Origin of the sequence: Myceligenerans xiligouense (assembly GCF_003814695.1) — a bacterium.
GTDB classification, from domain to species: Bacteria; Actinomycetota; Actinomycetes; order Actinomycetales; family Cellulomonadaceae; genus Myceligenerans; species Myceligenerans xiligouense.
This window is the reverse complement of sequence record NZ_RKQZ01000001.1, coordinates 4,369,408-4,396,399: the sequence shown is the minus strand read 5'-3', so window position 1 is coordinate 4,396,399 and position 26,992 is coordinate 4,369,408. Positions and strand designations below refer to the sequence as shown.

At 74.0% G+C, this 26,992-nt stretch carries 23 protein-coding genes and 1 riboswitch; of the genes, 18 read left to right on the top strand and 5 right to left on the bottom strand.

Annotation, left to right across the window (positions count from 1 at the left end; all coding sequences use genetic code 11):
* Nucleotides 1–15: 15 nt before the first annotated feature.
* The 9 genes from EDD34_RS19140 to EDD34_RS19100 all read left to right on the top strand — a co-directional run bounded on the left by EDD34_RS19140 (nucleotide 16) and on the right by EDD34_RS19100 (nucleotide 6,934).
* On the top strand, nucleotides 16–726 hold the full coding sequence (locus tag EDD34_RS19140; protein ID WP_123815975.1) for a CpaE-like family protein: 711 nt from the start codon (nucleotides 16–18) through the stop codon (nucleotides 724–726).
* Nucleotides 723–1,883, top strand: a complete 1,161-nt coding sequence (locus EDD34_RS19135) for a TadA family conjugal transfer-associated ATPase (RefSeq protein ID WP_123815974.1) — start codon at nucleotides 723–725, stop codon at nucleotides 1,881–1,883. Before EDD34_RS19140 ends, EDD34_RS19135 begins: the two co-directional genes overlap by 4 nt.
* On the top strand, nucleotides 1,877–3,094 hold the full coding sequence (locus EDD34_RS20965; RefSeq protein WP_246012575.1) for a type II secretion system F family protein: 1,218 nt from the start codon (nucleotides 1,877–1,879) through the stop codon (nucleotides 3,092–3,094). The genes EDD34_RS19135 and EDD34_RS20965 overlap by 7 nt, the downstream gene beginning before the upstream one ends.
* Before the next feature lie 77 nt (nucleotides 3,095–3,171).
* Nucleotides 3,172–3,459: a DUF4244 domain-containing protein gene (locus EDD34_RS19125; RefSeq protein WP_123815973.1), complete on the top strand. Its 288-nt coding sequence runs from the start codon at nucleotides 3,172–3,174 to the stop codon at nucleotides 3,457–3,459.
* Nucleotides 3,460–3,494: 35 nt separating this feature from the next.
* Nucleotides 3,495–3,812 carry a TadE family type IV pilus minor pilin gene (locus tag EDD34_RS19120; RefSeq protein ID WP_246012574.1) on the top strand — a complete coding sequence of 106 codons (318 nt, stop codon included), beginning with the start codon at nucleotides 3,495–3,497 and terminating at the stop codon, nucleotides 3,810–3,812.
* Nucleotides 3,809–4,660 carry an Rv3654c family TadE-like protein gene (locus EDD34_RS19115; RefSeq protein WP_246012573.1) on the top strand — a complete coding sequence of 284 codons (852 nt, stop codon included), beginning with the start codon at nucleotides 3,809–3,811 and terminating at the stop codon, nucleotides 4,658–4,660. The genes EDD34_RS19120 and EDD34_RS19115 overlap by 4 nt, the downstream gene beginning before the upstream one ends.
* A 76-nt stretch (nucleotides 4,661–4,736) precedes the next feature.
* The gene (locus EDD34_RS19110; protein ID WP_123815971.1) at nucleotides 4,737–5,834 is read left to right on the top strand and encodes an ABC transporter ATP-binding protein; all 1,098 of its coding nucleotides are present in this window, start codon (nucleotides 4,737–4,739) and stop codon (nucleotides 5,832–5,834) included.
* Nucleotides 5,831–6,694 carry an ABC transporter permease gene (locus EDD34_RS19105; RefSeq protein ID WP_123815970.1) on the top strand — a complete coding sequence of 288 codons (864 nt, stop codon included), beginning with the start codon at nucleotides 5,831–5,833 and terminating at the stop codon, nucleotides 6,692–6,694. Before EDD34_RS19110 ends, EDD34_RS19105 begins: the two co-directional genes overlap by 4 nt.
* Nucleotides 6,695–6,697: 3 nt before the next feature.
* Nucleotides 6,698–6,934 carry a helix-turn-helix transcriptional regulator gene (locus EDD34_RS19100; RefSeq protein WP_246012572.1) on the top strand — a complete coding sequence of 79 codons (237 nt, stop codon included), beginning with the start codon at nucleotides 6,698–6,700 and terminating at the stop codon, nucleotides 6,932–6,934.
* A gap of 260 nt (nucleotides 6,935–7,194) precedes the next feature.
* On the opposite strand, the gene EDD34_RS19095 is transcribed toward EDD34_RS19100, so the two are convergent.
* Complete coding sequence (locus tag EDD34_RS19095; protein WP_123815969.1) at nucleotides 7,195–7,410, bottom strand: hypothetical protein; 216 nt, start codon at nucleotides 7,408–7,410, stop codon at nucleotides 7,195–7,197.
* Nucleotides 7,411–7,519: 109 nt separating this feature from the next.
* Nucleotides 7,520–7,624: riboswitch (TPP riboswitch) on the top strand.
* Here EDD34_RS19095 and thiC point away from each other — a divergent pair.
* Nucleotides 7,619–9,379, top strand: a complete 1,761-nt coding sequence (thiC, locus tag EDD34_RS19090; RefSeq protein ID WP_123815968.1) for a phosphomethylpyrimidine synthase ThiC — start codon at nucleotides 7,619–7,621, stop codon at nucleotides 9,377–9,379. It overlaps the preceding riboswitch by 6 nt.
* Nucleotides 9,380–9,476: 97 nt before the next feature.
* Here thiC and EDD34_RS19085 read toward each other — a convergent pair whose 3' ends face one another.
* From EDD34_RS19085 to EDD34_RS19070, 4 genes are all read right to left on the bottom strand, one after another.
* Nucleotides 9,477–12,296: a DEAD/DEAH box helicase gene (locus EDD34_RS19085; protein WP_246012723.1), complete on the bottom strand. Its 2,820-nt coding sequence runs from the start codon at nucleotides 12,294–12,296 to the stop codon at nucleotides 9,477–9,479.
* A 90-nt stretch (nucleotides 12,297–12,386) separates the two neighbouring features.
* The gene (locus EDD34_RS19080) at nucleotides 12,387–12,632 is read right to left on the bottom strand and encodes a DUF6457 domain-containing protein (RefSeq protein ID WP_123815967.1); all 246 of its coding nucleotides are present in this window, start codon (nucleotides 12,630–12,632) and stop codon (nucleotides 12,387–12,389) included.
* On the bottom strand, nucleotides 12,629–13,384 hold the full coding sequence (gene mobA / locus EDD34_RS19075) for a molybdenum cofactor guanylyltransferase (RefSeq protein WP_246012571.1): 756 nt from the start codon (nucleotides 13,382–13,384) through the stop codon (nucleotides 12,629–12,631). The genes EDD34_RS19080 and mobA overlap by 4 nt, the downstream gene beginning before the upstream one ends.
* Nucleotides 13,381–14,835, bottom strand: coding sequence for a molybdopterin molybdotransferase MoeA (locus EDD34_RS19070; protein WP_211341640.1), 1,455 nt, complete (start codon nucleotides 14,833–14,835; stop codon nucleotides 13,381–13,383). Before EDD34_RS19070 ends, mobA begins: the two co-directional genes overlap by 4 nt.
* A gap of 423 nt (nucleotides 14,836–15,258) precedes the next feature.
* Between EDD34_RS19070 and EDD34_RS19065 the strand changes: the two genes are divergently transcribed.
* The 8 genes from EDD34_RS19065 to EDD34_RS19030 all read left to right on the top strand — a co-directional run bounded on the left by EDD34_RS19065 (nucleotide 15,259) and on the right by EDD34_RS19030 (nucleotide 26,950).
* On the top strand, nucleotides 15,259–16,557 hold the full coding sequence (locus EDD34_RS19065) for an MFS transporter (protein WP_123816670.1): 1,299 nt from the start codon (nucleotides 15,259–15,261) through the stop codon (nucleotides 16,555–16,557).
* Nucleotides 16,558–16,559: 2 nt separating this feature from the next.
* Nucleotides 16,560–19,247 carry a molybdopterin oxidoreductase family protein gene (locus EDD34_RS19060; protein WP_123815966.1) on the top strand — a complete coding sequence of 896 codons (2,688 nt, stop codon included), beginning with the start codon at nucleotides 16,560–16,562 and terminating at the stop codon, nucleotides 19,245–19,247.
* Nucleotides 19,244–20,926 carry an FAD-dependent oxidoreductase gene (locus EDD34_RS19055; protein ID WP_123815965.1) on the top strand — a complete coding sequence of 561 codons (1,683 nt, stop codon included), beginning with the start codon at nucleotides 19,244–19,246 and terminating at the stop codon, nucleotides 20,924–20,926. Before EDD34_RS19060 ends, EDD34_RS19055 begins: the two co-directional genes overlap by 4 nt.
* A 101-nt stretch (nucleotides 20,927–21,027) precedes the next feature.
* Nucleotides 21,028–23,715 carry a nitrite reductase large subunit NirB gene (nirB, locus tag EDD34_RS19050; RefSeq protein WP_123815964.1) on the top strand — a complete coding sequence of 896 codons (2,688 nt, stop codon included), beginning with the start codon at nucleotides 21,028–21,030 and terminating at the stop codon, nucleotides 23,713–23,715.
* Nucleotides 23,712–24,194, top strand: coding sequence for a nitrite reductase small subunit NirD (gene nirD, locus EDD34_RS19045; RefSeq protein ID WP_123815963.1), 483 nt, complete (start codon nucleotides 23,712–23,714; stop codon nucleotides 24,192–24,194). The genes nirB and nirD overlap by 4 nt, the downstream gene beginning before the upstream one ends.
* Complete coding sequence (gene cobA, locus EDD34_RS19040; protein ID WP_246012570.1) at nucleotides 24,191–25,009, top strand: uroporphyrinogen-III C-methyltransferase; 819 nt, start codon at nucleotides 24,191–24,193, stop codon at nucleotides 25,007–25,009. Before nirD ends, cobA begins: the two co-directional genes overlap by 4 nt.
* A 46-nt stretch (nucleotides 25,010–25,055) precedes the next feature.
* Complete coding sequence (locus tag EDD34_RS19035) at nucleotides 25,056–26,144, top strand: uroporphyrinogen-III synthase (RefSeq protein WP_123816669.1); 1,089 nt, start codon at nucleotides 25,056–25,058, stop codon at nucleotides 26,142–26,144.
* A gap of 236 nt (nucleotides 26,145–26,380) precedes the next feature.
* A complete protein-coding gene (locus EDD34_RS19030; RefSeq protein ID WP_123815962.1) occupies nucleotides 26,381–26,950 on the top strand; it encodes a sigma-70 family RNA polymerase sigma factor in 570 nt (189 codons plus the stop codon).
* The last annotated feature ends 42 nt before the right edge of the window (nucleotides 26,951–26,992 follow it).

The window sequence follows — 26,992 nt, the reverse complement described above, 5'->3', positions numbered from 1 at the left end:
GACAGGGGGACCGACATGGGGCCGAACGGACGGGTGATCGCCGTGACCGGGGCGAGCGGAGGTGTGGGAGCCACCGTGGTCGCCGCCGCGGCCGCGCTCGGGATGGCCGGGCGAGGTGAGGCGACGGTGCTCGTCGACCTCGACACCGCGGCGCCCGGCGTCGAGATCCTGCTCGGCATCGAGGAGGCCCGGGGCGTGCGGTGGCCCGAGCTGTCCACCGCACGGGGCGAGGTCGACGGAGACGCCCTGGCCGCCGCACTGCCCTCCTGGCGTGGCGTCCCGGTGGTCAGCGGACGGCGGCGGTCCGGACCGCCGTCGGAGGACGTCGTGCTCGACGTGTGCGCCGGGATCGTGCGATCGGGCCGCACCGTGGTGCTCGATCTGCCGCGACCGAGCTCCTGGACCGGCCCGGTGCGCGCACTGCTGCAGGGATGCGATGTGGCGGTGCTCGTGACGCCGCTGACCTTCCCCGGCGCCGCGGGCGCCGAACTGGTGCGGGACCAGCTCGTCGCGGCCGGTGCGCGCGATGTGCGCGTCGTGGTGCGTGGGCCCGCGCCCGGACAGGTCGACCCGGATGCGCTCGGGGCGGCCCTCGGGCTGTCCGTGGACGGCGTCCTGGAGCGCGACCGGTCCCTGCCCGGGGCGGTCGAGCGGGGTGACGGGCTGCCGACCGGTCGCCGGAACGCCGTGGCACGCCTCGCGGCGGACCTGGGAGCGGCGCTGTGACGGCCGGTGCGCTCGACCCGGAGCTGCTGGACGACGTGCGGGCACGAGTGGTGCGAGGCGGTGTCGACTCCTCCGGCGCGGTCCGGGAGGCCGTGCGGGACAGCGGGCGGGTGCTGGGCTCCACCGCGCTGAAGGTGCTGGAGCGGGCGGCGCGGGCCGAACTGCTCGGCGCCGGCCCGCTGCAGGAGTTGCTCGACGGACCGGAGGTCACCGACGTGCTGGTCAACGGGCCCGACGACGTCTGGGTGGATCAGGGGCGGGGTCTCGAACGCGTCCCGGTGGCCCTGGGCGGGGACGCGGACGTGCGGGCCCTCGCCGTGCGGCTGGCGGCGATCGGCGGGCAGCGCCTGGACGACGCCCAGCCCAGCGTCGACGCACGCCTGCCGGACGGGACCCGGCTGCACGCCGTCCTGGCGCCCCTCGCGCCGGCCGGGGCCGCGATCTCGCTCCGTGTGCTGCGCACCCGGGCATTCACGCTCGACGAACTCGTGGCGAGCGGGGCCTTGCCGGCGGACTGGACCGGGCTGCTCCGTGCCCTGGTGGAGCGCCGCGCGAACATCCTGATCAGCGGGGGTACGGGAACGGGGAAGACGACGTTGCTCGCCGCTCTGCTCTCTCTGGTGGGCGCCGGGGAGCGGATCGTGACCGTGGAGGAGGCGCGCGAGCTCGCGCCCCACCACCCGCACGTGATGCCCCTCGCCGCGCGGCGCGCCAACGTCGAGGGCGCCGGTGGCGTCACCCTCGCCGACCTGGTCCGGGACGCCCTGCGGATGCGGCCCGACCGGATCGTGCTGGGCGAGTGCCGCGGCGCCGAGGTGCGTGAGGTGCTGCTGGCGATGAACACCGGGCACGACGGCGGCCTCGCGACGCTGCACGCCAACGCCGTCGCGGTGGTCCCGGCGCGGCTGGAGGCGCTCGCGGCGCTGGCCGGGATGCCGCGGGAAGCGGTGGCGGCACAGGCGGCCGGGGCGCTCGACGTCGTCCTCCACCTGCGGCGCGAGCGTGGCGTGCGATTCCTCGCGGAGGTCGGGGTGGTGGGCCGGGACGGGCGTGGCGAGCTCGTGGTGCGACCCGCGGCCTGGTGGGGCGGCCACGGTGCCTTCGAGGTGGATCCGCCCGTGTGGCGGGAGCTGACCGGGCGGTTCGGGCCGTGGTGAGCGTCGAACCGGGCGAGGGCGACATCCCGGTTCTTGTCGTCGGGGTCCTCGTCGCGGCGGCTGTGCACCTCGCCCTGGCGCCGGGCGGGCGCCGGGTGAGCGAACTGGGGATCAAGGCCCGGCCCGGTCCTGGCATGGTCCCAGACGGTCCCGATCCGGATTCTCGGTACGCGGGGCGTCCCGCGACGGCGGACGGAGCGCAAGGCGGGGCGGACGTGCGCGAGAGAGGGCGTGGCGGGGGGCGCGGTCGGCGCACCGGGCGCTCGGCGCGTGGGGTGCGGGGGCGGGGCGTCCCGGTGCGCGTGACCGTGCTGCAGGTGGTCGCGCTGCTGCGGGCGGGTGCCTCACCGGGGGCGGCGTGGTCACGGGCCGCCGGAGTCCCGGTGGACCTGTCGGGCGTGCCCGACGGCGACGCTCTGCGGCTCCTGCTCGGGCCGGAGAGCGCTCGGGCGGTCGTGGCGGCGACCCGGCTCGCACTCGACGTCGGGGCCCCACTGGGCCAGGTGCTGGAATCGGTGGCGGACTCGCTCGTGCGGGACGCGGAGGCGCGGGCCGAACGCGATGCGGCGCTCGCCGGACCACGCGCGACCGCTCGCGTCATTCTCTGCCTGCCCGCGGCCGGAGCGGGTCTCGGGTGGCTGCTCGGCGCCGACACGATCGGTGTGGCGACGGACGGCGGCCTCGGCAGCGTCGCCATGGCCCTCGGCGTGACGTTCCTGCTGGCCGGATGGGCCTGGACCACCCGCCTGGTGGCGCTGGCACGGGGCCGGCCACCGGGCGGCGAGGTGGACGCGCAGGTGGTGCTCGACCTGTTGGCGGCGGCTCTCGGTGCGGGGGCCGGGGTTCCGCGGGCGCTCGGTGCGGTGGGGCACGCGGTCGGCGGGCTCAGCGGGGCCACGCTTCGCGGAGCGGCCGACGCGCTGGTGCTCGGTGCGCGATGGGAGCCGGCGTGGGCGGGCGCGCCGGATGCCCTCGTGCCCGTGAGGCGAGCGCTGCGTGGTGCCTGGTTCGACGGGGCGGCACCGGGCGCGGCGCTGCGTGCCGCGGGACAGGAGATCCGCCGGGAGCGGAGCGCGGCGGCGCGAACTGCCGCCGCCCGCCTCGGGGTACGCCTGGTGCTCCCCCTCGGGTGCTGCTACCTGCCCGCGTTCGTGCTGGTCGGGCTGATCCCGGTGCTGTTCGCGCTGGGGATCGACCTGCTCGGTGCCTGACGGATCGTCGGCGTCTCGGGCAGGAAGGAAGACCTCCCGCCGCACGGGGTGGCGGGTGAACGAAGGAGGAGATCACGATGACGGACACGATGGTCACGGAGCGGGCTGTTCCGGCCGAGCAGACCGAGCGGACTGCTCGGGCCGAGACCGAGCCGGCCGAACGGGCCGAGGCGGATGTCCCGGCCGTGCGCGGTGCGGGGCGGGACCCGGGGCGTGACCCCGAGGCGGGGATGGCCACCGCCGAGTACGCGATCGCGACGCTGGGCGCGGTGGGGTTCGCAGGGCTGCTCATGGTCGTCCTCAAGGGCGGTGACGTGAAGTCGATGCTCACGTCGCTGATCACGACGGCACTCTCGGTGGGCTGAGGATGGCCGCGAACCGGGATGCGGAGCGAGGGGTCGTGACGGCCGAGCTCGCCGTCGCGCTTCCCGCCGTCGTGCTGGTCCTGGTCGCGGTGCTCACGCTCGTGGCCGCGTCCGTGGCGCAGATGCGCGCCGTGGACGCGGCCCGGGCGGGGGCCCGGGCGGTCGCGATCGGCGAGGCGGACTCCGACGTCGCTCGGACCGTCGCGCGGGTCGGCGGCGACGACGTGGAACTGTCCATCGACCGCGACGGCGAATGGGTGCGTGTGACGGTGACGAAGCCCGTCGTGAACGGATGGGCCTCCGACGGACCGCTGCGCGCACGCGGGACGGCGACGGCCTGGGTGGAACCGTGAACCGGCGGCCGGCGGAGCGCGGCGCGGGAACCGTCCTGGCCCTCGGGATCATCGGTGCTGTGCTGGTGCTCACCGGCGGGCTCGCCGCGCTCGGTGCCGCGCAGAACGGTCGCGGTGCGGCGCAGTCGGCCGCGGACCTCGGTGCGCTGGCGGGAGCGGCGGCCCTCCGGGGCGGACACGACGCGTGCGCGACGGCGACCGCGGCGGTCGCGCGCAACGGGAGCGAGGCGACCTCGTGCACCGTGCCGGCCGTGGGTGTGGTGCGGGTCGAGGTCCGGCGCGCCGTGGCGCTGACCGGGCGATGGTCCTCGCTCGGCGCCGCCCGGGCGGATGCTCGCGCGGGCCCGCGGTCGGCACGGGTCGGTGCGGGGCAGTTGGGTGCGGGGCAGGTCGCGCCCGGGCCGGCCACGCCCGGCAGGTCCGCGGGCCTGGCGGGCGCGGCCAGGAACCATCGGAACGGCGAGCTCCCGTCGCGTCTCCTGTGCGACCTGTCGTTCGCTCCCGGTCAGGAACTCCGGTGCGACGCCGCCGTGGCGATCGAGAGCCTGAACGTGGCGTTCCGCGCGGCGTTCGGGCGTGACCTGGCGGTGCGCGGTTCGTACCGGTCGTACGCGGCGCAGGTGGCGGTCGCGGCGAGCAAGGGCGCGCTGGCCGCCCCGCCCGGCACGTCGAACCACGGCTGGGGCGAGGCGATCGACCTGGGCGGCGGCATCCAGTACTTCGGGACGGCCGAGCACCGGTGGATGGTCGCGAACGCGGGCGCGTACGGCTGGATCCACCCGTCCTGGGCGGGGCCCGGCGGCTCCAAGCCCGAGGCCTGGCATTGGGAGTACCGCGCGGGATCGTGAACCGGCCGGAAAAACAGAGTGACATGGCACCACTACCAAAAGTAGTATTCCTACTACGAAAAGTATGGAGGGTGTGATGACGGATCAGCAGCCGTCGCGGGAACCGGCGGACGTGGCGATCGACGTCCGCGATCTGCGGATGCGCTACGGAACGAAGGATGTACTGACGGGCGTCTCGTTCACGGCGAGGCGCGGAGAGGTGCTGGCGCTGCTCGGCCCCAACGGGGCCGGCAAGAGCACGACCATCGAGATCCTGGAGGGGTTCCGCACGCGGTCCGCCGGGCAGGTCACGGTGCTGGGGCAGGATCCGGCGCACGGCGACGAGGCATGGCGGGCCCGGCTCGGCGTCGTGCTGCAGTCGTGGCGCGATCACGGCCGGTGGACGGTGCGCGAGCTGCTCGACTACCTCGCCAGGTTCTACGTGCCGTTCTCGACCCCCGAGGTCACGCGGCCGTGGGACGTGCAGGAGCTGCTCCAGGCCGTGGGCCTGACGGAGCACGCGAATCAGAAGGCCAAGGCCCTTTCCGGCGGGCAGCGACGCCGCCTGGACGTGGCGATCGGGATCGTCGGCCGGCCCGAGCTGGTCTTCCTGGACGAGCCGACCGCGGGGTTCGACCCCCACGCCCGTCGCGAGTTCCACGACCTCGTGCACCGGCTGTCGGACTTCGAGAACACGACGATCCTGCTCACGACCCACGATCTCGACGAGGCGGAGAAGCTCGCCGACCGGATCCTGATCCTCGACCAGGGCACGATCGTCGCCGACGGGTCCGCCGACGAGCTCGCGCGCCAGATGGCGACGGGCGCGGAGGTTCGCTGGACCTCGGGCGAGCGGCGTCACGTGCACGCCGTCGAGCAGAGCGACCCCACCGGATTCGTCCGTGACCTGCTCGCCACGGACCCCGAGGTCGCCGAGCTCGAGGTGCGCCGGGCCAGCCTCGAGGACACCTACATGGCGCTGGTGCACCGCGCGGAGACGAGGCGCGGCGCCGCCAGGGACGCGGACGCAGCGGGTTCCGGCGACGCCGACGCGGTGGGCCGGGATGAAGCCGACCGGGACGTGGCGAGTGGTGACGGCCAGGAGAACGATGACGCGGCGGCGCCGGTGCGAAGGGCCGGCGATGCGGTGGTCCAGGACAGCACCGACGGCGAGACCCAGGAGGTGCGCTCATGACGACGGCGACGAACGATGCCCGGTGGGTGGCGGCCCGTGCCGGCCTGCTCCGGGGATGGCTGGAGACCAAGCAGTCCCTGCGGGAGCCGGGGGACGTCCTCTGGTACTTCCTGATGCCCGTGATCTTCGCGATCGTGCTCCTCTTCATGCGCGGCAGCACGGTGCCCGGCACCGACTTCGAACTCGGCGCCATGGTGCTGCCGAGCATCGTCGGTATGTCGATCGCGTTCGGCGGCCTGACCGGTCCGGCGGGCACGATCGCGACGGACCGTGAGGACGGCACGCTGCTGCGGGCCAAGGCCACGCCGAACGGGATGATCGGGTACCTGGTCGGCAAGGTCGTCATGTTCGGCGCGACGACACTGATCAGCATCGTCCTGCTGATCATCCCGGGTGTCACGGTGGCGGGCGACCTGCGTCTCGACGCCCGGACCTGGGTGCTCCTGGTGCTGATCTACGTGCTGGGACTGGTCTCGACGGTCCCGATCGGTGTGGCGCTCGGGTCCCTTTTCAAGAGTGCCTCGCAGACAGGGCTGCTGCTCCTGGGCTCCATGGCGCTGATGATCCCGTCCGGGATCTTCTACCCGATCACGGCCCTCCCCACCTGGCTGCAGTGGGTCGGGCAGGTCTTCCCGTACTACTGGCTCGGTCTGGGAGCGCGGTCGGCGATGCTGCCGCAGGAGATGGCGGCGGTGGAGATCGGCGAGTCGTGGCGAACCCTCGAGATGTTCGGTGTGCTCGGCGCCTGGACCGTCGTAGGCTTCATCATCGCGCCGATCGTGCTGCGCCGGATGGCCCGCCGGGCATCCGGAGCGGCGGTGGCCGAGGCGCGGGATCGTGTCATGGCACAGGGATGGTGAGGAGTGGGCGAGACCACCACCGACGTCGTACACAACCGGATCGCGATGCTCCGGGCCGAGAGGGGAGTCTCACGGCGCGAGCTCGCGGAGGCGCTCGGTGTGCACTACCAGACGGTCGGGTACCTGGAACGGGGGGAGTACAGCCCGTCGCTGTACCTCGCGCTCCGGATCGCCGAGTACTTCGGCGTCGCGGTCGAGGTGGTGTTCTCCACACGGCCGTTCAAGCGGCTCGGGGAATGAGCGGCCCGGCGGCGCGCCCCCTGTGCGCGACGCCGGGAACGAGGTGAGAGGTCATCGGTGATCCCACGGGCCACCGCTTCCGCCGCACCGGGTCTTTCCGGCGGTCCTCGCGACGCCCGGGAACTCCGGGTGTCGCGGGCCCCGGGGGCAGGTGTCGTGAGGACCCCGGGAAGCGCTCGGTCATGCCGGGGTCGGTTCGTCGTCCGGGCCTCCTTGTCGTGGTTCACGAACGGATGTGGGGCATCGGCCCCGGTGAGGCGTCACACCTGGTTCTCGGGTTCCACAGGCCGGTTCAGGACGGCGACGCTGCCGTCGTCGTCGACCCGGAGGCGGCGCGGATCTCCATCGGCGAGATCGAGCGCGGCTTCGAGGAGAACCGGGTGGACGGAGCCCCATCTGGCCGGCAGCCAGTGGTAGGTGCGCAAGGCGTCGAGAACCGGCCCTGGGGGTACGCGTTGCACTGTTATGTCGTCCACGGCGCCATATCATCCCAGGTCAGATGCTGTTTTGCGAACCCGGAGGCGTCGCCTGAAGCTGTTTCACCCCCTGTTGACGCGAAGCTGCCGACGTGTTGTAACGTGACCCTCGATCCCACGGGTGCCCTCGCAAGGGCTGAGATCGGGCTGTCGCGGCCCGGACCGTCGAACCTGACCGGGTAATTCCGGCGTAGGAAGTTGGAGAGTGATGACCACCATCCCTTCGCGCACGCTCACGTACGACGTCGACCCCGAGAGCGGCCTGCAGGTCCCCGTCACCGAGATCACGCTCGCGCCGTCCCCCGACGGCACGCCGAACGCCCCGGTCCGGCTCTACCGGACCGACGGGCCGGCGTGCGATCCGAACCACGGCCTCCCGGCCGCCCGGACCGAATGGATCGGGGAGCGAGGCGACACCGAGGAGTACGAGGGCCGTCCGCTCACGGCAGCCGACGACGGCCGCCGCCGCCGCGCAGCCGAGGACGAATGGCGGGGAACGCAGCGGGCGCCGCGCCGGGCACTTCCCGGACGCACCGTCACCCAGATGCATTACGCCCGTCGTGGCGAGACCACCCCCGAGATGCGGTTCGTCGCACTCCGGGAGGGCTGCGACGTGGAGCTGGTCCGGTCCGAGGTCGCCGCGGGGCGCGCCATCATCCCGAACAACGTCAACCACCCCGAGTCGGAACCGATGATCATCGGCCGGGCCTTCACCGTGAAGGTGAACGCCAACATCGGGAACTCCGCCGTCCACAGCTCCGTCGCGGAGGAGGTGGAGAAGCTCCAGTGGGCGACCCGCTGGGGCGCGGACACCCTGATGGACCTGTCCACCGGCGACGCCATCCACACGACCCGTGAGTGGATCATCCGGAACTCGCCGATCCCGATCGGCACCGTGCCGATCTACCAGGCCCTGGAGAAGGTGAACGGCGACGCGAATGCGCTGACCTGGGAGATCTACCGCGACACGGTGATCGAGCAGTGCGAACAGGGCGTGGACTACATGACCGTGCACGCCGGCGTGCTGCTGCGGTACGTGCCGCTCACGGCGGACCGCGTCACGGGGATCGTGTCGCGCGGCGGCTCGATCATGGCCGGCTGGTGCCTCGCGCACCACCAGGAGAACTTCCTCTACACGCACTTCGACGAGCTGTGCGAGATCTTCGCCGCCTACGACGTCGCGTTCTCCCTCGGCGACGGACTGCGCCCCGGCTCCATCGCGGACGCGAACGACGCCGCCCAGTTCGCCGAGCTCGACACGCTCGCGGAGCTCACCAAGCGGGCCTGGCAGCACGACGTGCAGGTCATGGTCGAGGGCCCCGGGCACGTCCCGCTGCACCTCGTACGGGAGAACGTGGAGCGGCAGCAGGAGCTGTGCGACGGCGCGCCGTTCTACACGCTCGGCCCGCTGGTCACCGACATCGCCCCCGGCTACGACCACATCACCTCGGCGATCGGCGCCACCGAGATCGCCCGGTACGGCACCGCGATGCTCTGCTACGTCACACCCAAGGAGCACCTCGGCCTGCCCAACAAGGACGACGTGCGCACCGGCGTGGTGACCTACAAGATCGCCGCGCACGCCGCCGACATCGCCAAGGGCCACCCCGGCGCGCGCGACCGTGACGACGCCCTGAGCAAGGCTCGGTTCGAGTTCCGCTGGCGCGACCAGTTCGCGCTCTCGCTCGACCCCGAGCTCGCCCAGGAGTACCACGACGAGACGCTGCCGGCCGAGGCCGCCAAGACGGCGCACTTCTGTTCCATGTGCGGGCCGAAGTTCTGCTCCATGAAGATCTCGCAGGACATCCGCGACGAGTTCGGCGGCGCGGCGGAGCAGCAGGCCATCGCCGGGTCGATGCCCGTCACCGAGGAGGAGGCCCGCGCCGGCATGGCCGCCAAGTCCGAAGAGTTCCTCGCCGCGGGGGGCACGGTCTACCTCCCCGACCCGCAGGTCGGCGCCCCGAACTAGCCGCGCGACGGCTGCCTCGGCCAGTGGCCCGCCCGGTCACCCGGGCGTCCCGTCACCGGCCGAGGTCGTGGGCCTCGGCCGTCCGCGACGACGGCGGTCACGCGGACGCGACGGGGGCGGGCGCGTGCGAGATCACCGCGCCCAGCAGCCGCACGGCCGCGGCCTTCTCCAGCGGCGAGTTGTACGACCCACACTTGGGCGACTGCACGCACGCCGGACATCCGTCCGAGCACGGGCACCCGGCGATCGCGTCACGGGTGGCGCGCAGCCAGGTCGCGCCGAGCTCGTAGCCGCGCTCGGCGAAGCCTGCCCCGCCCGGGAACGCGTCGTAGACGAAGACGGTGGCCTGGCCGGTGTCGGCGTGCAGGTCCGTCGAGACCCCGCCGAGATCCCAGCGGTCGCAGGTCGCCAGCAGCGGCAGCATCCCGATCGAGGCGTGCTCGGCCGCGTGCAGGGCGCCGGGCGTCTCCTCGGGCGTCACGCCGGCAGCCCGCAGCACGAAGTCCGGGACCGACCACCACACCGCCGTCGTACCGAGGGTGCGTTCGGGCAGGTCGAGGGCCTCCGTGCCCATGGCCTGCAGGTCCGGCAGCCGACGCCGCTGGAAGCTCACCACCTGGCTCGTCACCTCGACCGGCCCGATCCCCCAGGTGATCGGCCCCCAGTCGCGGGTGACGACCGGCCGGTCCTCGCCGGACTGCTGTTCCGCCCGTGACCCGTCGTCCGCTCCGGCGTCGCCGTGCCCCTGGATCGCCACCTCCATCACCTCGCGCGACCACGTCCCGTAGTCGACGTCGTGCCGGACGACGACGGCGGTGTGGTCGGTGAGGTCCAGGTGCCTCACCACGTAGGTCACGCCCTGGTGGACGTAGACGGCGCCGTCGTGCACCTGGCCGTCCGCCGACGGCGCGTCGACCGTGCCGAGCAGGCGCCCCGAGCCCGCCTCGACGACGCGCACCGGCACCCCGCCCGACCCCCGCAGGTCCGTGAGGCCGGCCGCCGACTGCGCGTGCGTCCAGTACCAGCCCGACGCCCGGCGTCGTAGCGCACCGCGCGCGACCAGTACCTCCAGGATGTGGCGCACATGCTCGGGCGCGCCGAACCGTGCCAGGTCGGCGGTCCGCAGTGGCAGCTCCTGCGCGGCCACGCACAGGTGCGGGGCCAGGACGTGCGGGTTCTCGGGGTCGAAGACCGTGGCCTCGAGGGGCGCGTCGAAGATCGCCTCGGGGTGGTGGACCAGGTAGGTGTCGAGAGGGTCCTCACGCGCCACGAACGCGACGAGCCCGTCGGCTCCCGCACGCCCGGCCCGCCCCGCCTGCTGCCACAGCGAGGTGCGCGTACCGGGCCAGCCCGCGACGAGGACGGCGTCCAGCCCGGAGATGTCCACCCCGAGCTCGAGCGCATTGGTCGTGGCCAGTCCCAGGATCTCGCCGGTCCGCACGGCACGCTCCAGCTCGCGGCGCTCCTCGGGCAGATACCCGCCGCGGTACGCGGCGATCCGCTCAGAGGGGTGCGCGAGGGTGGACGCGCCGGGCTGGTCCGCCCCTGGCGGTTCTCCCGCACCGGGCGTCTCCGGCGGTGTGCCGGCCTCGGGGCCTGTCGGCACGATCGCGTGCCGCAGGTGATCCCGGGCGCGCTGTGCCACCGACTCCGCGCCCCGGCGACTGCGCGTGAACGCGAGCGTGCGGGCACCGGCGGCGGCGAGGTCGGCGAGGAGGTCGGCGGCCTCGGCGGTGGCGGAGCGCCGGGGATTCTCCGGTGCCCGCGCGGCCGGCGGCGGCGACTCGTGGTCGGGATCGGCGTCCAGCGCCCAGGGGTCGTCCGCGGCGGTCGTGCGGGCCGCGTCGTCCGGCTCGGAAGCGGCGCCCGACCGCGTGAAGCCGTACCCCGCGATCTCGGGCGGCTGCCACAGCGCGAACGTGCGCCGCCCGGCGGGCGAGGTGTCCCGGTCGACGACGGTGACCGCATCGGCCGGTGCACCGATCAGCCGCCCCGCGGCGGCCCCGGGCCCGGCGCTGGTCGCGGAGGCGACGACGAATCGCACTCGGCCGGCCGCGCCCGCGCCGGGCGGGCCGCCGGTCCCGCGGGGATCCCGCCCGTCCGCCGGAACGCGCTCGTCGACGTGGTCGCCGTCCTCGCTTGACGTGGCCGCGGCGGTCGCGCGGCGCGCGGAGGGAACCGCCCCAGGGAACGTCGGGACGGCCGCGTAGTGCTCAGCGAGCCGGCTCAGCCGCCGGAGCACGTGCGACACGTGCGCGCCGAACACGCCGCGGTACGCGTGGCCCTCGTCGACGATCACGTACCGCAGCCCGCGCAGCAGACGTGACCAGCGCCGATGGTTCGGCAGCAGGGCGAAGTGCAGGAAGTCCGGGTTCGTCAGCACCACGTCCGCGTGACTCTGGGCCCACGCTCGTTCCTCGCGTGGTGTGTCACCGTCGCAGGTGGTGACGCGGACGTCGCGGGCGCCGGCGGCGTCGAGCACGCGCCGCAGCGCGTGGAACTGGTCGGCGGCGAGGGCCTTGGTCGGGCTGAGGTAGATCGCGGTGGGCCGCCGGATGTTCGCCGACGACGGCGGTGGCTGGTCGCCGCTCGCCGTCGCGCCCCGTTCGCCGCGGGCGGAGCGGATGTCCGACAGCACCGGCAGCCAGAAGGCGAGCGACTTGCCCGAACCCGTGGATGTGGCGAGCGCCACGTGCCGGCCCCGCCAGGCGGCGTCGGCCGCCTCGGCCTGGTGGACCCACGGCCGGTCGGCCCCCAGCGACCGGTACCCGGCGACGATCTCCCGGTCCGCCCACTCCGGCCAGTCGGCCTGCTCGCCGGCACGTCCGGGAAGCGTCCGGACATGGGTCAGCCGCTCGGCACGGGCCCCGTGCGCGGTGAGCACGCTCAGCAGCGGATGTTCGGCGGACGGCACCAGGAAAGTGTCGCAAAGAAAGCGATCTCCCCGGCTCGACGGTTCGTGGCCGCCGGTCGTCACACCTCGATGGCGGCGGTCACGCTCCCCGGCTCACGCCTCCTCCGGCCAGCGGTGGGCGAGGGCGATGGCCTTGCGGGCGGCGTCCGTGGTTTCCCCGGTGGCGGCGGCCAGGCCCGCGGCGTAGCCGACCGCGTACGTCGTCACCGGGGCGGCCGGGCGCGCGACGGCGTGGGCGGCGTCGCGGGCGAGGTCGAGCACGGCCTTCATGTCGATGGTGCCAGGCTCGAGCCCGAGTTCCGTCTCGAGGGCGTGGATCCAGGTCTTCAGGTCGGTCATGGTCGCTCCTTCGGTGGGGCACCGGGGCGGACGCCGAGGCGTTCGGCATCGTCCCACGTGTCGACGTCTGCCGACAGACTGCCAGGGTCGGGAACTTCCAGCAGGCGGAGGCCGGACAGGAGACGTCGCACGGAGGCGCCCCGACCGGAGGGCCCGCCGCGGCCGAGAGGTTCACCGCGCCCGCGAGGCTCACCAGGGCCAGGGCCAGGGCCAGGGCCAGGGCCAGGGCCGTGACCGGGGCCGGGCTCGAGGGCCGCGAGCCGCCCCCTGAGCGCGTCGGCGCGATAGAGGCCGACGAGCCATTGCGCCCGGCCGCGGGCCACCAGAAGTGCCCCGTCGGCCCCGGGCTCCTCGCTCACCGCGTGGATCAGGTGCGGCACCGCTCCCGCGATCCGCGGCACGTCGACGGCGAGTACCAGCACCCAGGTCGGCGGAGCCGGCTCGCCGAGCGCCGCCAGGCCGGCGGCGATACCGGCCACCGGACCTCCGAAAGGTGGGTCTTCCCGGGTCAGGACGGTCTTCCCGGCGGCGGGGTGGGCGGTGAGCGCCGCCGCCAGGTCGTCGGGGCCCACGACGGCGATCCTGTGCGCACCGGCCGCCGCGTCCAGCGCGAGGTGGAGGAGCGGCACCCCGCCGGACAGCAGGGCCGGCTTGGCAGTGCCGTCGAGCCGCGACGCGCGCCCCCCGGCGAGCACGATCGCGTCGAGAGGGCTGGTGCCGCCCGGACCGGCGTACCCGCCCGTGGCGTTCACAGCGGGATCACCGGCACGGGGTCGCCCGGGTCGACCTTCTCGACGTCGGCGGGGACCACGGCGAGCGCGTCCGCCGCGATGAGCGCGGAGAGGTGGTGCCCGTCGCCGGTGGGTTCCACGCCGTGGGGCAGCACGTGCACCGGCACGACCTGTTCCCGCCCGCGCGGGCTCTTCCACCCGATCGCGGCCGGCCGCAGGTCCGGTGGGGCGCTCGGATGCGCCAGGCCGCGGAGCCGGGCGATCGCGGGCCGCACGAACATGACGAACGAGACGTAGGTGGCCACAGGGGTGCCCGGCACGGCGATCCACGGGACTCCCCGCCAGCGTGCGAGCGCCTGCGGGCGCCCGGGCTTCATTCCCACGGCGGCGAGGTCCACGCCGGACACCGCCCCTGCCCGGCCGCCCGCCCGGTCGGACCCGGTCCCGTCGTCGGCCGGTCCCGCGTTACCGGCCGACAGGACGGCCCGCACGACGTCGGCGGCGCCGGCGGACACGCCCCCGGCGGTGACGATCAGGTCGACCCCGCGCCCGGTCGAGCCGCCTGCGCCGCCCGCGCCGCTCCCGTGGTCCGACGAGCCCGCCGGAGCGACGTGGGCCGTGCCGGGGTCGCGCTCGCGATGGTGACCGACCACCCCGTCGAGCACGGCCCGGAGCGCGTCCGGGTCGTCGGGCACGGGGCCCAGCCGGACGACGTCCGCCCCGGCAGCCCGTACGGCCGCCGCGAGCATGAGTGAGTTCGAGTCGGTGATCTCGCCCGGCCGGGTCGGCATCGGGGACGGCACCAGTTCCGAGCCGGTCGCGACGACCGCCACCCGCGGCCGTCGTCGGACACGAACCACCGGGACGCCGGCCGCGGCGAGCCCGGCGATCACCGGAGCGGTCAGCTCCTCCCCGGCCCGCGCGAGCACGGAACCCGTCACGACGTCCGAGCCCTGCCGGCGGATGTGGTCGCGGGCCTGCCGTGCCAGAGTCACGGTGTTCCCGCGGGGCGTCCCCGCACCGGGACGGGGTTCGGAGGCCGGGTCGAACCGGCCCGTCGACGTGCGCTCCACGGGGACGACGGCGTCCGCGCCCGGCGGGATCGGCGCACCGGTCATGATGCGGGCCGCGGTGCCGGGCGCCAGCTCGCGGGCCGCACCCGCCGCGGCGGGAATGTCCGCGACCACCTGGAGCGTCACCGGATCGCCGGACACGGGCAGGTCGTCGCCCCGGACCGCGTAGCCGTCCATGGCGGAGTGGTCGAACGGCGGGACGGGGCGTGCGGCGTACACGTCCGCGGCGAGCACCGGGACGGCGCGGGACGGCACCGTGCGGTCCGCGGCGGCCAGGCCGCCGGCCGGGGCACCGCCGTCGACGACCTGGGCCGGCGTCACCTCCCAGGAGGACAACGGCGAGACCATCGCGAGCACGCGCTCGACATGGTCGGCGACGGTACGGGGCGTCGGTTCCACGACGCCCACGCTAGCCGTCCGCTGTTCGCCACGGGTTGCGCGGTCCTCACGGTTGACGTGCACCACCTGTGAGCCGGGCGACCCGCCTCCGGCGCGGCCTCACACCGCCCCGCGAGTGCCTGTGCGTTCTTTCTTACGGTTGCTTCACCGGCTCATGACCGGCATGGAAACACCGCCTTCCTACGGTCTTCGTATCCGGTCCGACGTCGGGCCGGTGCCGGGAACCTCGTTCCCGGTTGCCCGACGTCGTCGGGCACCCAGCCATCAGGGAGGCACCACGTGTCCGCACCGACCGCCCGAGAAGACAACCCCACCGCCGACGTCGTGCAGGCGGCGACCACGGCCGATGTGGCCCGGGACGGCGCGGCGACGATCCCCGACGCCGCCCCCGCCCATGCCCTCGAGGCGGCCCGCGCCGCCGGCATCAGCGCCGCGGCCGAGCGACAGCACCACCGCACCGGCCGCTGGATCCAGCACTGGGATCCGGAGGACCCCACCTTCTGGAACGACGGCGGCCGCCGCATCGCCCGCCGCAACCTCCTCATCTCGATCTTCGCCGAGTTCCTCGGCTTCTGCGTCTGGGCCGTCTGGTCCATCGTGGTACCGCAGCTCCCCGCGGCGGGCTTCGCCCTGACCACCGACCAGATGTTCTGGCTCATCGGCCTTCCCGCCCTGGTCGGCGCCACCATGCGCATCCCCTACACGCTCGCCGTCCCCGTGTTCGGCGGCCGCAACTGGACCATCGTCTCCGCGGCCCTCCTGCTCATCCCCTGCACGGGGCTCGCCGTCGTCGTGCAGAATCCCGACGTGTCCTTCGGCGTGCTGCTCGCCGTCGCGGCGCTCGCGGGCTTCGGCGGCGGCAACTTCGCCTCGTCGATGGCGAACATCTCGTTCTTCTACCCGGAGAGGGAGAAGGGCGCGGCGCTCGGCTGGAACGCCGCGGGCGGCAACGTCGGCACGGCGGCCGTGCAGTTCGTGGTTCCGCTCGTGATCGTGACGAGCGCCGGCGTCGCACTGCAGAACGCGGCCTACGTGTTCATCCCGTTCGTCCTGCTGGCGGTCTTCCTGGCCTGGCGGTTCATGGACAACCTCAGCACGGCCAAGGCCGACCCGCGCCAGTTCGCGATCGCGACCCGCAGCAAGCACACGTGGCTCATCAGCTTCATCTACATCGGGACGTTCGGGTCGTTCATCGGGTTCGCCGGCGCGTTCCCGACCCTGATGAACAGCCAGTTCCCCGAGGTCTCCCTGTCGATGGCGTTCATGGGTGCCCTGGTCGGCTCGGTGGCCCGCCCACTGGGCGGGATCCTCGCCGACCGGCTCGGCGGCGTGTCGATCACGCTCGTCTCCTTCGCCGCGATGGCGGCCGGGACCCTGGGCGCGATCTGGTCGCTCGGCACGCACAACTTCCCGGTGTTCTTCGGGTCCTTCATGTTCCTGTTCATCTTCACGGGCGTCGGCAACGGCTCGGTGTACCGCATGATCCCCGCGGTCTTCCGGGTCGCCGGAGGCACCGCGAAGATGGCCGCCGGCTGCATCGGGATCGCGGGCGCCGCCGGCGCGTTCGGCGGCTTCCTGATCCCTCGCGGGTTCGCGGTGTCGACCACCGCGACGGGCTCGCTGGTCCCCGCCTTCTGGCTGTTCATCGCGATGTACGTGCTGATGGCCGCCACCTGCTGGATCGTCTACGGGCGCGGCGAGATGCGCGCCGCGAAGGTCTGACCATGACAGACACCCACTGCCCCTACTGCGCGCTGCAGTGCGGCATGTCCCTGGCGCCGGGCACCGAGCCCGGCGTCGGGGGCACGCCCGGAACCGCGCCGTCCGTGCACGACGGCGGTCCTGGCGCGCACGGCCCGTCGCCCGACGGGGCCGTGCGTCCCCTTCCCCTCACCGTGACACCCCGTGAGTTCCCCACCAATCGCGGAGGACTCTGCCAGAAGGGCTGGACGTCCGCGTCCGTCCTGACCGCGAGCGACCGCATCACGACGCCGCTCGTGCGGCGCTCGCTGCTCCCGGCCCCGACCCAGGAGCCGCCGCCGCGCGACCACGCCATTTCGCGCGACCACGCCATTTCGGCGGATGTTGACGTCAACACCGGCGAAAATGGCGTGGTCGCGCGAAATGGCGTGGTCGGCGGTGGGCGGCCGGAGGCGGGGACCCCTCGGCGGGCGTCGGCAGATGATCCGCTCGTTCCCGTGAGCTGGGACACCGTGCTCGACCTGGTCGCCGGTGAGCTCGCCGCGCTGCGGGCCGAGCACGGCCCGGAGGCGGTGGCCGTGTTCGGCGGCGGTGGCCTCACCAACGAGAAGGCGTACGCGCTCGGCAAGTTCGCGCGCACCGTGCTGCAGACCCCGAACATCGACTACAACGGCCGGTTCTGCATGTCTTCCGCGGCAGCCGCGACGAACCGCGCGCTCGGTGCGGACCGCGGCCTGCCGTTCCCGCTCGCGGACGTCGGTGGCGCCGACGTCGTCCTCCTGCTCGGTTCGAACGTCGCCGAGACGATGCCGCCGGCCGTGCAGCACCTCGGCGGCGCTCGGGAGGCGGGCCGGCGCGGCACGGGCGGGCTCGTCGTCGTCGACCCGCGCGTCTCCGCGACGGCGAGGCTGACCGACGACGGCGCCGGGGTCCACCTGCAGCCGGTGCCCGGCACCGACATGGTGGTGCTCCTCGGCCTCCTGCACGTGCTCCTCGCCGAGGGCCTCGCGGACCGCGAGTACCTGGCCGAGCGTGTCACCGGGTTCGACGACGTGGCTCGTTCGGTCGCGGCCTGGTGGCCCGAGCGGGCCGAGACGGTGTGCGGCGTCCCCGCCGGGGAACTGCGCCGCGTGGCGCGGCTGCTCGCCGTCGCGGCGCCGGCCCACGGCGGACGCGGCGCCTACATCCTGACCGGTCGCGGCGTGGAGCAGTCCGCGCAGGGCACCGCGACCGTGACCGCGGCGATCAACCTGGCGCTCGCCCTCGGCCTCGTGGGCCGTGAGGGCTCGGGATACGGCGCCGTCACCGGCCAGGGCAACGGGCAGGGCGGCCGTGAGCACGGCCAGAAGTCCGACCAGCTCCCGGGCTACCGCAAGATCGACGACCCGGCCGCGCGCGAGTACGTCGCCGGGGTCTGGGGCGTGGTTCCCGAGTCGCTGCCCGGCCCGGGCAAGCCGGCGGTGCAGCTGCTCCAGTCCCTGGGCGCCCGGCCGGCCGCACCGCCCGCAGCGTCGTCCGCCACGCAGCCCGCCGCGTCGTCCGACGACGGCGCCGCGCGCCCCGGCGCCCCGGCGCCCGCTGCCGGGAAGACGGGCACGCGCCCCCGCGCGCTCCTGGTGCACGGTTCGAACCTGCTGGTCAGCGCCCCGAACTCCGACTCGGTCACCGAACGGCTGAAGTCGCTCGATCTCCTGGTGGTCTCCGACTTCGTCCCGTCGGAGACGGCCTTGCTGGCCGACGTGGTCCTCCCCGTGACCCAGTGGGCCGAGGAGGAGGGCACCATGACCTCCCTGGAGGGCAGGGTGATCCGCCGCCGGCGCGCCACCGACCCGCCCGGTGAGACCCGGTCGGAGCTGTGGATCCTCGCCGAACTGGCGCGCCGCCTCGGCACACCGGGCGAGGTCGAGCCGGGCGCGGTGCGGTTCCCCACGGACCCCGCCGAGGTGTTCGACGAGCTCGCGCTCGCGTCGCGGGGCGGCGTCGCCGACTACTCGGGACTGTCCCACGCCCGCCTGGACGCCGACGAGGCGGCGTCCGGTCCCGGCTTCTTCTGGCCCGTCCCGGCGGCACCCGCCGCCGAGACGCCGGAACTCCCTGTGCGCAGCGGCCGTCCCGGCTCGGACGAGACGTCCGGCGAACCACAGGGCCACCCCGGCACGCCCCGGATGTTCCTCGACGGTTTCCCCACGCCCGACGGCCGCGCGCGCATGATCGCCGTCGACCACAACGGGCCCTCCGACGACGTGCGTCCCGGAGCGCCGCTCTACCTCGTCACCGGCCGCGTCCTGCAGCACTACCAGTCCGGCGCGCAGACCCACCGCGTCGCCGAGCTGGAGCGCCTCGTGCCCGAGCCGTACATCGAGATCCACCCGGTGCTCGGCTTCCGCATCGGCGTGCCCGACGGCGCCCGAGCGCGTCTCACCACCGGCCGCGGCTTCGTCGAGGCCACCGCGCGCTGGACCGACGCCGTGCGCCCCGACACGGTCTTCATGCCGTTCCACTGGTCCGGCGTGGGTTCGGTGAACCGCGTGACCACCGACGCCACCGACCCGATCTCGGGGATGCCGGAGTTCAAGGTGTGCGCGGTCGAGATCACGCCCGTGCCGGACGGCGTCCCGCCGGACACCGTGCCGGGCGCGGCGCCCGGCGCCGCCGCACAGTCCCCCACCCGCCCCGAGTCCGCCCCCACACTCGAGGAGGCCCCCGCATGAGTCTGCGAGTCCCGTTGCGGATCGTCGTGATCGGTTTCGGCATGGTCGGCGGCAGGTTCGTCGACGAACTGCTGCGCCGTGACACCGACGACGCGTTCGACGTCACCGTCCTCGGTGCCGAGCCCTACGAGCCCTACAACCGCGTGCTGCTGAGCGACGTCGTCGCCGGCCGCACCGACGTCGCGGCGATCGGGATGCCGATGCCCGACCTGGACCGCGTCGACCTGCGGCGCGGGGTCGGCGCGGTCTCGATCGACCGGGAGGCCCGCGTGGTCGTGGCCGACGACGGCAGCCGGCACCCCTACGACCACGTGGTCCTGGCCACCGGGTCGGAGGCGCGCATCCCTCCGATCCCGGGCCTGGGCGCGGGCGGCGCGTCCGGACTGCCGGCCGGCGTGCACGCCCTGCGCACGCTCGACGACGCCCGCGAGATCGTCGCCGCCACCGTGAACACCCCGCGCGCCGTGGTGGTGGGCGGGGGCGTGCTCGGCGTCGAGGCGGCGTACGGTCTCGCGGCTCGTGGTCTGGAGGTCACCGTCGTCGACGGCTCACCGTCCCTCATGGCACGCCAGCTCGACGGGCCCGCCGGCGAGGTGCTCTCCGCCGGCCTCGCCGCCCGTGGCGTGACGGTTCGCGCCGGGGTGCTGCCGAGCGAGGTGCTCGTGGCCGGCGGCCGCGTGGTCGGCGTCCGGCTCGGGAACGACGACGTCGTCGCCGCCGGCCTCGTCGTGCTGTCCACCGGAACGGTGCCGACCTCGGGGATCGCGCAGGCGGCGGGGCTGACGACGGACCGGGGGATCGTCGTCGGGCACGACCTGACCAGCCCGGACGACCCGGCCGTCTGCGCCCTCGGTGACTGCGCCCAGCCGCCCGAGGGCTCGCGCGGACTCGTCGCCGAGGGGTGGGACCAGGCCCGGCGCCTGGCCGAGCGGTTCGCCGACCAGGCGGCCGCACGTGCCGCGGCCAGCGCACGGGAGGCCGCCGGGCACGGCGGCCCCGCCGACGCCGGCCTCGACCCCGACCGCCCCCGTGAGCACCTCCGCTTCCCCGAGCAGGGCGAGCGCCCGTCGATGGCCGTGCGCCTCGGCACGCTGCTCGGCTCGCAGGCGGTGACGCGAACCCCGTCGGACGCGGGGATCGAGACCCGCGGGACCGACGTGGTCAAGGTCAAGGCGGGCGACCTGAGCGTCGTCAGCATGGGGGCGGCCGGTCTCGGCCGCTCGCCCCGGCCCGGCGAGCGCGCGGTGCGCCTCGCCGACCCGGCCGCGGGCAGGTTCGTCGAGGCCGTGGTGGCCGACGGCGTCCTCGTGGGCGCCACGTGCGTGGGCGACCCCCGGGTCGCGGCGGACCTCACCGCCGCCTACACGCGGCGCACCCCCGTGCCCGCCGACCCGGCGTTCCTGCTGCTCACCCCGATCATGCCGACCGCGGCCCCGGTCGACTCGCCGGAACACATGCCGGACGACGCCGTGGTGTGCCGGTGCAACGGCGTCACCAAGGGGGAGATCGCCGACTGCTGCGCCGACGGCAAGGACTCCCTGGAGGAGATCGCCGCGGAGACCCGCGCGACCACCGGCTGCGGCTCCTGCAAGGAGGCCGTCTGCGGGATCGCGGCCTGGGTGAGGTCGGCGACACCGGTCCTGGACGCCGACCAGGAGGAAGCGCAGGTGCCCGCATGACGAACGACTCACACGCCGGCTCCGGGCCGCGTGAGGAAGATGTTCCCGCCGTGCAACCGCCGTTGCACGGTGCCGAAAAGGTGCCCGCCTACGGTCAAGGCATGGTCAATTCATCGGTGCCCGAATCCGCGGGCGACACCCAGCGCGAAGCCGCCCGCGGCGACGACACGCGACGCGTCGTCGTCGTGGGCGGAGGCATGGTCGCGCAGCGCTTCGTCGAGGCGTTGCGCTCCCGCGACACCGACGGCCGCTACTCCGTGGAGGTCTTCGCCGAGGAGCCCCGGCCCCCGTACGACCGCGTCGGCCTGAGCCGCTGGTTCACCGAGGGGCCCGAGGCCCTCGGGCTCGGCGAGCCCGAGCTGTGGGACGACCCGCTCGTCACCCTGTACCGGGACCGCAAGATCACGGCGATCGACCGTGAGCGGAAGACCGTCACCGACCGCCTCGACCGCGTGCACCCCTACGACCACCTGGTGCTGGCCACCGGCTCCTACCCGTTCGTGCCGCCCATCCCGGGTGCGGACCTGCCCGGCGTGTTCGTGTACCGCACCATCGACGACCTGGCGGCCCTGCGCGGCTGGGTGGAGCGGAAGCGCGAGGACAACCCGAGCAAGCCGATCCGTGGTGCCGTCGTCGGCGGCGGCCTGCTCGGCCTGGAGGCGGCGGGCGCGCTCAAGGCACTCGACGCGCACGCCACGGTCATCGAGTTCGGCACGCACCTGATGGGCGTGCAGATCGACCTGGGCGGCGGCGAGGCCCTCAAGCGGCTCATCAACGACAAGGGCATCGCCGTCCGCACCGACACCGCCACCAAGGAGCTCAAGCCCCACAAGCGCACCGGCCACGTCGGGCGCATGGAGTTCGCCGACGGCGGCCGGCTCGACACCGACATCGTCGTCGTCGCCACGGGCGTGCGCCCCCGCGACGAGCTGGCGCGGGAGGCCGGCCTGGAGATGGGGGAGCGCGGCGGCGCCGCCGTCGACCTCTCCTGCGCCACCAGCGATCCGGACGTGTCCGCGATCGGTGAGGTGGCCTGCATCGAGGGCCGCTGCATCGGCCTCGTCGCGCCGGGCTACACCATGGCGGAGATCGTCGTCGACCGCCTGCTGGGCGGCGACGCGACCTTCCCCGGCGCCGACACCGCCACCAAGCTCAAGCTGTCCGGCGTCGACGTCGCCTCGTTCGGCGACGCGCACGGGAAGTCGGACGGCTGCGTCGAGGTCGTCTGGGCCGACCAGGTGGCCGGCATCTACAAGAAGCTCGTGCTGTCCGACGACGCCCGCACCCTCCTGGGCGGCGTGTTCGTCGGAGACGCCGGCCCCTACGCGATGCTGCGGCCCATGCTCGGCGCCCAGCTCCCCGAGGGGGACCCGAGCGCCTTCATTCTCCCCGAGGGCGGTAACGGCGCCGCCCTCGGTGGGCTCGAACTCCCGGACGACGCCGCCGTCTGCTCCTGCAACAACGTGTCGGCCGGCGAGATCCGCGCCGCCGTGACGGAGCACGGCTGCACCGACATCCCGGGCGTCAAGGCCTGCACCAAGGCGGCCACCACCTGCGGTGCCTGCCTCCCGGTGGTCAAGAAGCTGACCAACGCCGAGCTGGAGAAGGCCGGGATCGAGGTCAGCAACGCGCTGTGCGAGCACTTCGAGCTGACGCGCGCCCAGTTGTTCGACGCCGTCCGCGTGGCCGACCTGCACACGTTCAGCGAGATCATCGGCCGGTTCGGGCGCGCGCCCGAGGACGCCGCGAGCCCCGGCCGCGGCTGCGACATCTGCAAGCCCGTCGTCGCCTCCATCCTCGCGAGCCAGGGCAACGGCCACATCCTCGCGGGCGAGCAGGCCGCACTGCAGGACACCAACGACCACATGCTGGCCAACATGCAGAAGGACGGCACCTACTCGGTGGTGCCGCGCATGCCCGGCGGCGAGGTCACGCCGGAGGGGCTCATCGTCGTCGGCGAGGTCGCGCGGGACTTCGGCCTGTACACGAAGATCACGGGCGGCCAGCGGGTCGACATGTTCGGCGCGCGCGTCGAGCAGCTGCCCGACATCTGGCGCCGCCTCGTGGACGCCGGCTTCGAGTCCGGCCACGCCTACGGCAAGTCGCTGCGCACCGTGAAGTCCTGCGTGGGCTCCACCTGGTGCCGGTACGGCGTGCAGGACTCCGTGGGCATGGCGGTCGAGCTCGAGCTGCGGTACCGCGGCCTGCGCGCCCCGCACAAGCTCAAGATGGGCGTGTCGGGGTGCGCCCGCGAGTGCGCCGAGGCCCAGAGCAAGGACGTCGGCGTGATCGCCACGGACAAGGGCTGGAACCTCTACGTGGCGGGCAACGGCGGGCAGCGCCCCGCGCACGCCAAGCTGCTGGCGGAGGACCTCACCCGGGAGGAACTGCTGACCACCGTCGACCGCTTCCTCATGTACTACATCCGCACCGGTGACCGCCTGCAGCGCACCGCCCCGTGGATGGACGAGGTCGAAGGCGGCCTCGACGGCGTGCGCCAGGTCGTCATGGAGGACTCCCTCGGCATCTGCGCCGACCTCGACGCCGCCATGGCCGACCACGTCGCCAACTACGAGGACGAGTGGAAGGCCGTGCTCGACGACCCCGAGAAGCTGCGTCGCTTCACCTCGTTCGTCAACGCCCCGAAGGAGGCGGACCCGAACCTCGCGTACGTCTCCGAGCGTGGCCAGCATCGCCCCGCCACCGACGACGAACGCGCGGCGGCCGACTCCGGCGCGGAGGACGCGCCGGTCCTGATCTCGGGTCCCCACCTGGAGGTGCGCTCATGACCGTGTCGGAACGCGAGCCGGAACGCGACGAGTCCCGGGCCGGGGCGGCACCCGGCGGTGCCGTGGCGCTCGCCGAGGTTGCCGGAGGAGGCGAGGGCGCGGACGTGTCCGGTGACGTCGTCTGGCACGCCGTGTGCCCGGTGGACGACCTGATGCCCGAGCGCGGCGTCGCCGCGCTGCTCGACGGCGTGCAGGTCGCCGTCTTCCTGCTCGCCGAGCCGTACGAGGGCGTCCGGGTGCGCGCGGTGCAGAACCTCGACCCGTTCTCCGGGGCCTACGTCCTGTCCCGCGGGATCGTCGGCACCCGGGGTGGCCTGCCGACGGTGGCGTCGCCCATCTACAAGCAGGTGTTCTCCCTGGTCTCCGGGGAGTGCCTGGTGATGGCCGACAAGGAACCGAAGGCGGGTCTCGCGGCCGGCCTGATCGCCTACCCGGCCCGGGTCGTCGACGGCGTCGTCCAGGTGGGAGTACCGGCGTGACAGGCACGACGACGCCGGAGCCGGGCGGAGCGGCGGGCCTGCCCGGCCCCGCGCGCCCGGCTCCGGGGCGGGTCACCCTCGTGGGCGGCGGGCCCGGCGCCGTCGACCTGCTCACGCTGCGGGCGTGGCGTGCCCTCCAGAGCGCGGACGTCGTCGTCGCCGACCGGCTCGGCGCCGTCGGGGTGCTCGACGACCTGCCCGCCACCACCGACGTCGTCCATGTGGGCAAGACGTCCGGGCACCATCCGGTGCCGCAGGAGGAGATCAACCGCATCATCGTCGCGCGGGCCCTGGCCGGCGCGTACGTCGTGCGCCTCAAGGGCGGCGACCCGTTCCTCTTCGGGCGGGGCGGCGAGGAGATGATCGCCTGCCGGGAGGCGGGGATCGAGGTCGACGTCGTCCCCGGGATCACCTCGGCGGTGAGCGTCCCGGAGCTCGCGGGCATCCCCGTCACCCACCGCGGGACGGCGCACGGCGTGCACATCACGTCCGGGCACGGCGGGCTCGACGCGGCCGCCGTCGCCGTGGTCCGCGAGAACACGGCTACGCTGGTGATACTCATGGGAGTCTCGTCGCTGAGCATCATCGTGCAGCAGGCGCTGCGTGCCGGGACCGACCCGGCCACTCCCGTGGCGATCGTGGAGAACGGCTCCACGCCCGCCCAGCGTGTCACGCGGACCCGCCTCGACGAGGCGGCCGCCGTCGGCGCTGCGGAGGGTGTGGTGGCCCCCGCCGTCATCGTCATCGGTGGCGTGGCGGCGGACGGACTGCTCGGGGGCGCGCGTGACGAGCGACTGGCAGGTGCCGGTGTCTGAGGCCACCGCGGGTGTGGCCACACCCCGCCCTGCCCTGGGGCAGGTCATGGCGGGGTGCACGGTGCTCGTCACGGCCGAGCGCCGGGCCTCCGAGCTCGCTGCGGCGCTGGAGCGCCGCGGCGCCGAGATCCGCCACGCGCCCGCGCTGAGCATGATCCCGCACATCGACGACCAGACGCTGCTCGCCGCGACGCGCGCGATCATCGCCGATCCGCCGGACGTCGTGGTGGTCACCACCGGGATCGGGTTCCGCGCCTGGTTCGAGGCGGCCGACGCGCACGGGCTGGCCGAGCCGCTCACGGAGATGCTCAGCGGTGTGCGGATCGTGGCCCGCGGGCCGAAGGCGCGCGGCGCGATCCAGGCCTCCGGGCTGCACGCCGACTGGGTCGCGGAGTCGGAGACCTCCGCCGAGGTGGCGGAGGTGCTGCTGAGCGAGGGCGTGTCCGGGCTGCGGATCGCGATCCAGCACCACGGCGCGGGCGCCGACGGGCTGGACGACGTGTTCGAGAAGGCCGGGGCGCAGGTCGCGAGCCTCATCGTGTATCGCTGGGGCCCGGCGCCGGATCCGGACGCGGTCCTCGCCTCGGCGGACGCGGCCGCCGTGGGGGAGATCGACGCCGTCGTGTTCACCTCGGCGCCGGGCTCGGAGGCGTGGATACGGGCCGTCGAGGACGCGGGCGTGCTGTCCGCCGTGCGGGAACGCGTCGAGGCGGACCTGCTGGTCATGGCCGCGGTCGGGCCGATCACCGCGAAGCCGCTCGAGGACCGCGGCGTGCGGACGCTGCAGCCCGAGCGGGGGCGCCTGGGCGCCCTGGTGCGGACGCTGGTGGGGCATTACGAGCAGATCGAGTCGGTGGCCCTGGCGACGGTCGCGGGACCGCTGCAGATCCGGGCGCGCGTGGCGGTGCTGGACGGGCACGTCCTGCCGCTGTCGCCGACGGGGGTCGAGGTGCTGCGGCTGCTCGCCGCCGCCGGGGGCGACGTCGTGTCCCGGGACCAGGTGCTGACCGCGCTGCCGGGCGTGTCCACGGACCCGCACGCGGCCGAGGTGGCCATCGCCCGCCTGCGCGAGACGGCGGGCAGGAACCTGATCCGGACCGTCGTGAAGCGCGGCTACCGCATCGAACTGGCCTGACGTACCCGGTCGCCGGAGCGGCGACGGGCCGACGCCCCGGAACCGTTGGGGCAGGGCGAGTGTCTTCACATTTTCTTCACTTGTGGGCTGTATCAGGACGCTGGGGGGAAGCTCTGAGTCAGGTGAGATTGATTTCGCGGGCGACACGCGCAATGCGGAAGAATCTCTCGGTTACCCCCAACCATCGGGGGTGCTCGTTCGTGACGACCTGACATGAGAACCCTCAGGAGGCCCCGGTGCCACAGTGGGACAAGGAGCTGGCCGACCTCATGATGCATCGAGGGGCCGCTCTGAACGGCTATGCCTACCTGCTGTGCGGTGACCGGCACCAGGCCGAGGACCTGGTCCAGGAGGCGCTGGTCCGTACCTTCTCCCGGTTCCGGCGGCCCGCCGTGCCGCGCGTGGCCGACGCGGACGGTCACCCGTTCGCCGACGACGCGCACGGCACCGGATTCGACCCGGCGATGGGCATCGAGCGCTACGTGAAGCGCGCGATGACCAACATCTACGTCGACGGCTTCCGTCGGCGCTCCCGGTGGTTCGGCATCCAGCACCTCCTCGCCGACGACGGCCGCGCGCGCAGCCCGGAGCACGCGGCGGCCGCCAAGGCGGACATCGAGGCGGCGCTGGGGCGGCTCTCGCCGAGGCAGCGTGCGGTGGTGGTGCTGCGGCACTTCGAGGACATGACGGTGCCGCAGATCTCGACCACCCTGGGCATCGCGCAGGGTACTGTGAAGCGCCACTTGTCGGACGCCATGTCAGCGCTTCAGAACGTCATGGACGTGCAGCCGGGAGGAAGCCTGTGACCAACGCAGACCACCCGCCCGAAGGAGAGCATCCGGGGGCGG

Coding starts and splice junctions, on each gene's coding strand:
- EDD34_RS19060 (WP_123815966.1), top strand. CDS start 16,560: ATGACAGACACCCACTGCCCCTACTGCGCGCTGCAGTGCGGCATGTCC.
- nirD (WP_123815963.1), top strand. CDS start 23,712: ATGACCGTGTCGGAACGCGAGCCGGAACGCGACGAGTCCCGGGCCGGG.
- thiC (WP_123815968.1), top strand. CDS start 7,619: ATGACCACCATCCCTTCGCGCACGCTCACGTACGACGTCGACCCCGAG.
- EDD34_RS19140 (WP_123815975.1), top strand. CDS start 16: ATGGGGCCGAACGGACGGGTGATCGCCGTGACCGGGGCGAGCGGAGGT.
- EDD34_RS19035 (WP_123816669.1), top strand. CDS start 25,056: ATGGCGGGGTGCACGGTGCTCGTCACGGCCGAGCGCCGGGCCTCCGAG.
- EDD34_RS19055 (WP_123815965.1), top strand. CDS start 19,244: ATGAGTCTGCGAGTCCCGTTGCGGATCGTCGTGATCGGTTTCGGCATG.
- EDD34_RS19105 (WP_123815970.1), top strand. CDS start 5,831: ATGACGACGGCGACGAACGATGCCCGGTGGGTGGCGGCCCGTGCCGGC.
- nirB (WP_123815964.1), top strand. CDS start 21,028: ATGGTCAATTCATCGGTGCCCGAATCCGCGGGCGACACCCAGCGCGAA.
- EDD34_RS19125 (WP_123815973.1), top strand. CDS start 3,172: ATGACGGACACGATGGTCACGGAGCGGGCTGTTCCGGCCGAGCAGACC.
- EDD34_RS19080 (WP_123815967.1), bottom strand. CDS start 12,632: ATGACCGACCTGAAGACCTGGATCCACGCCCTCGAGACGGAACTCGGG.
- EDD34_RS19110 (WP_123815971.1), top strand. CDS start 4,737: ATGACGGATCAGCAGCCGTCGCGGGAACCGGCGGACGTGGCGATCGAC.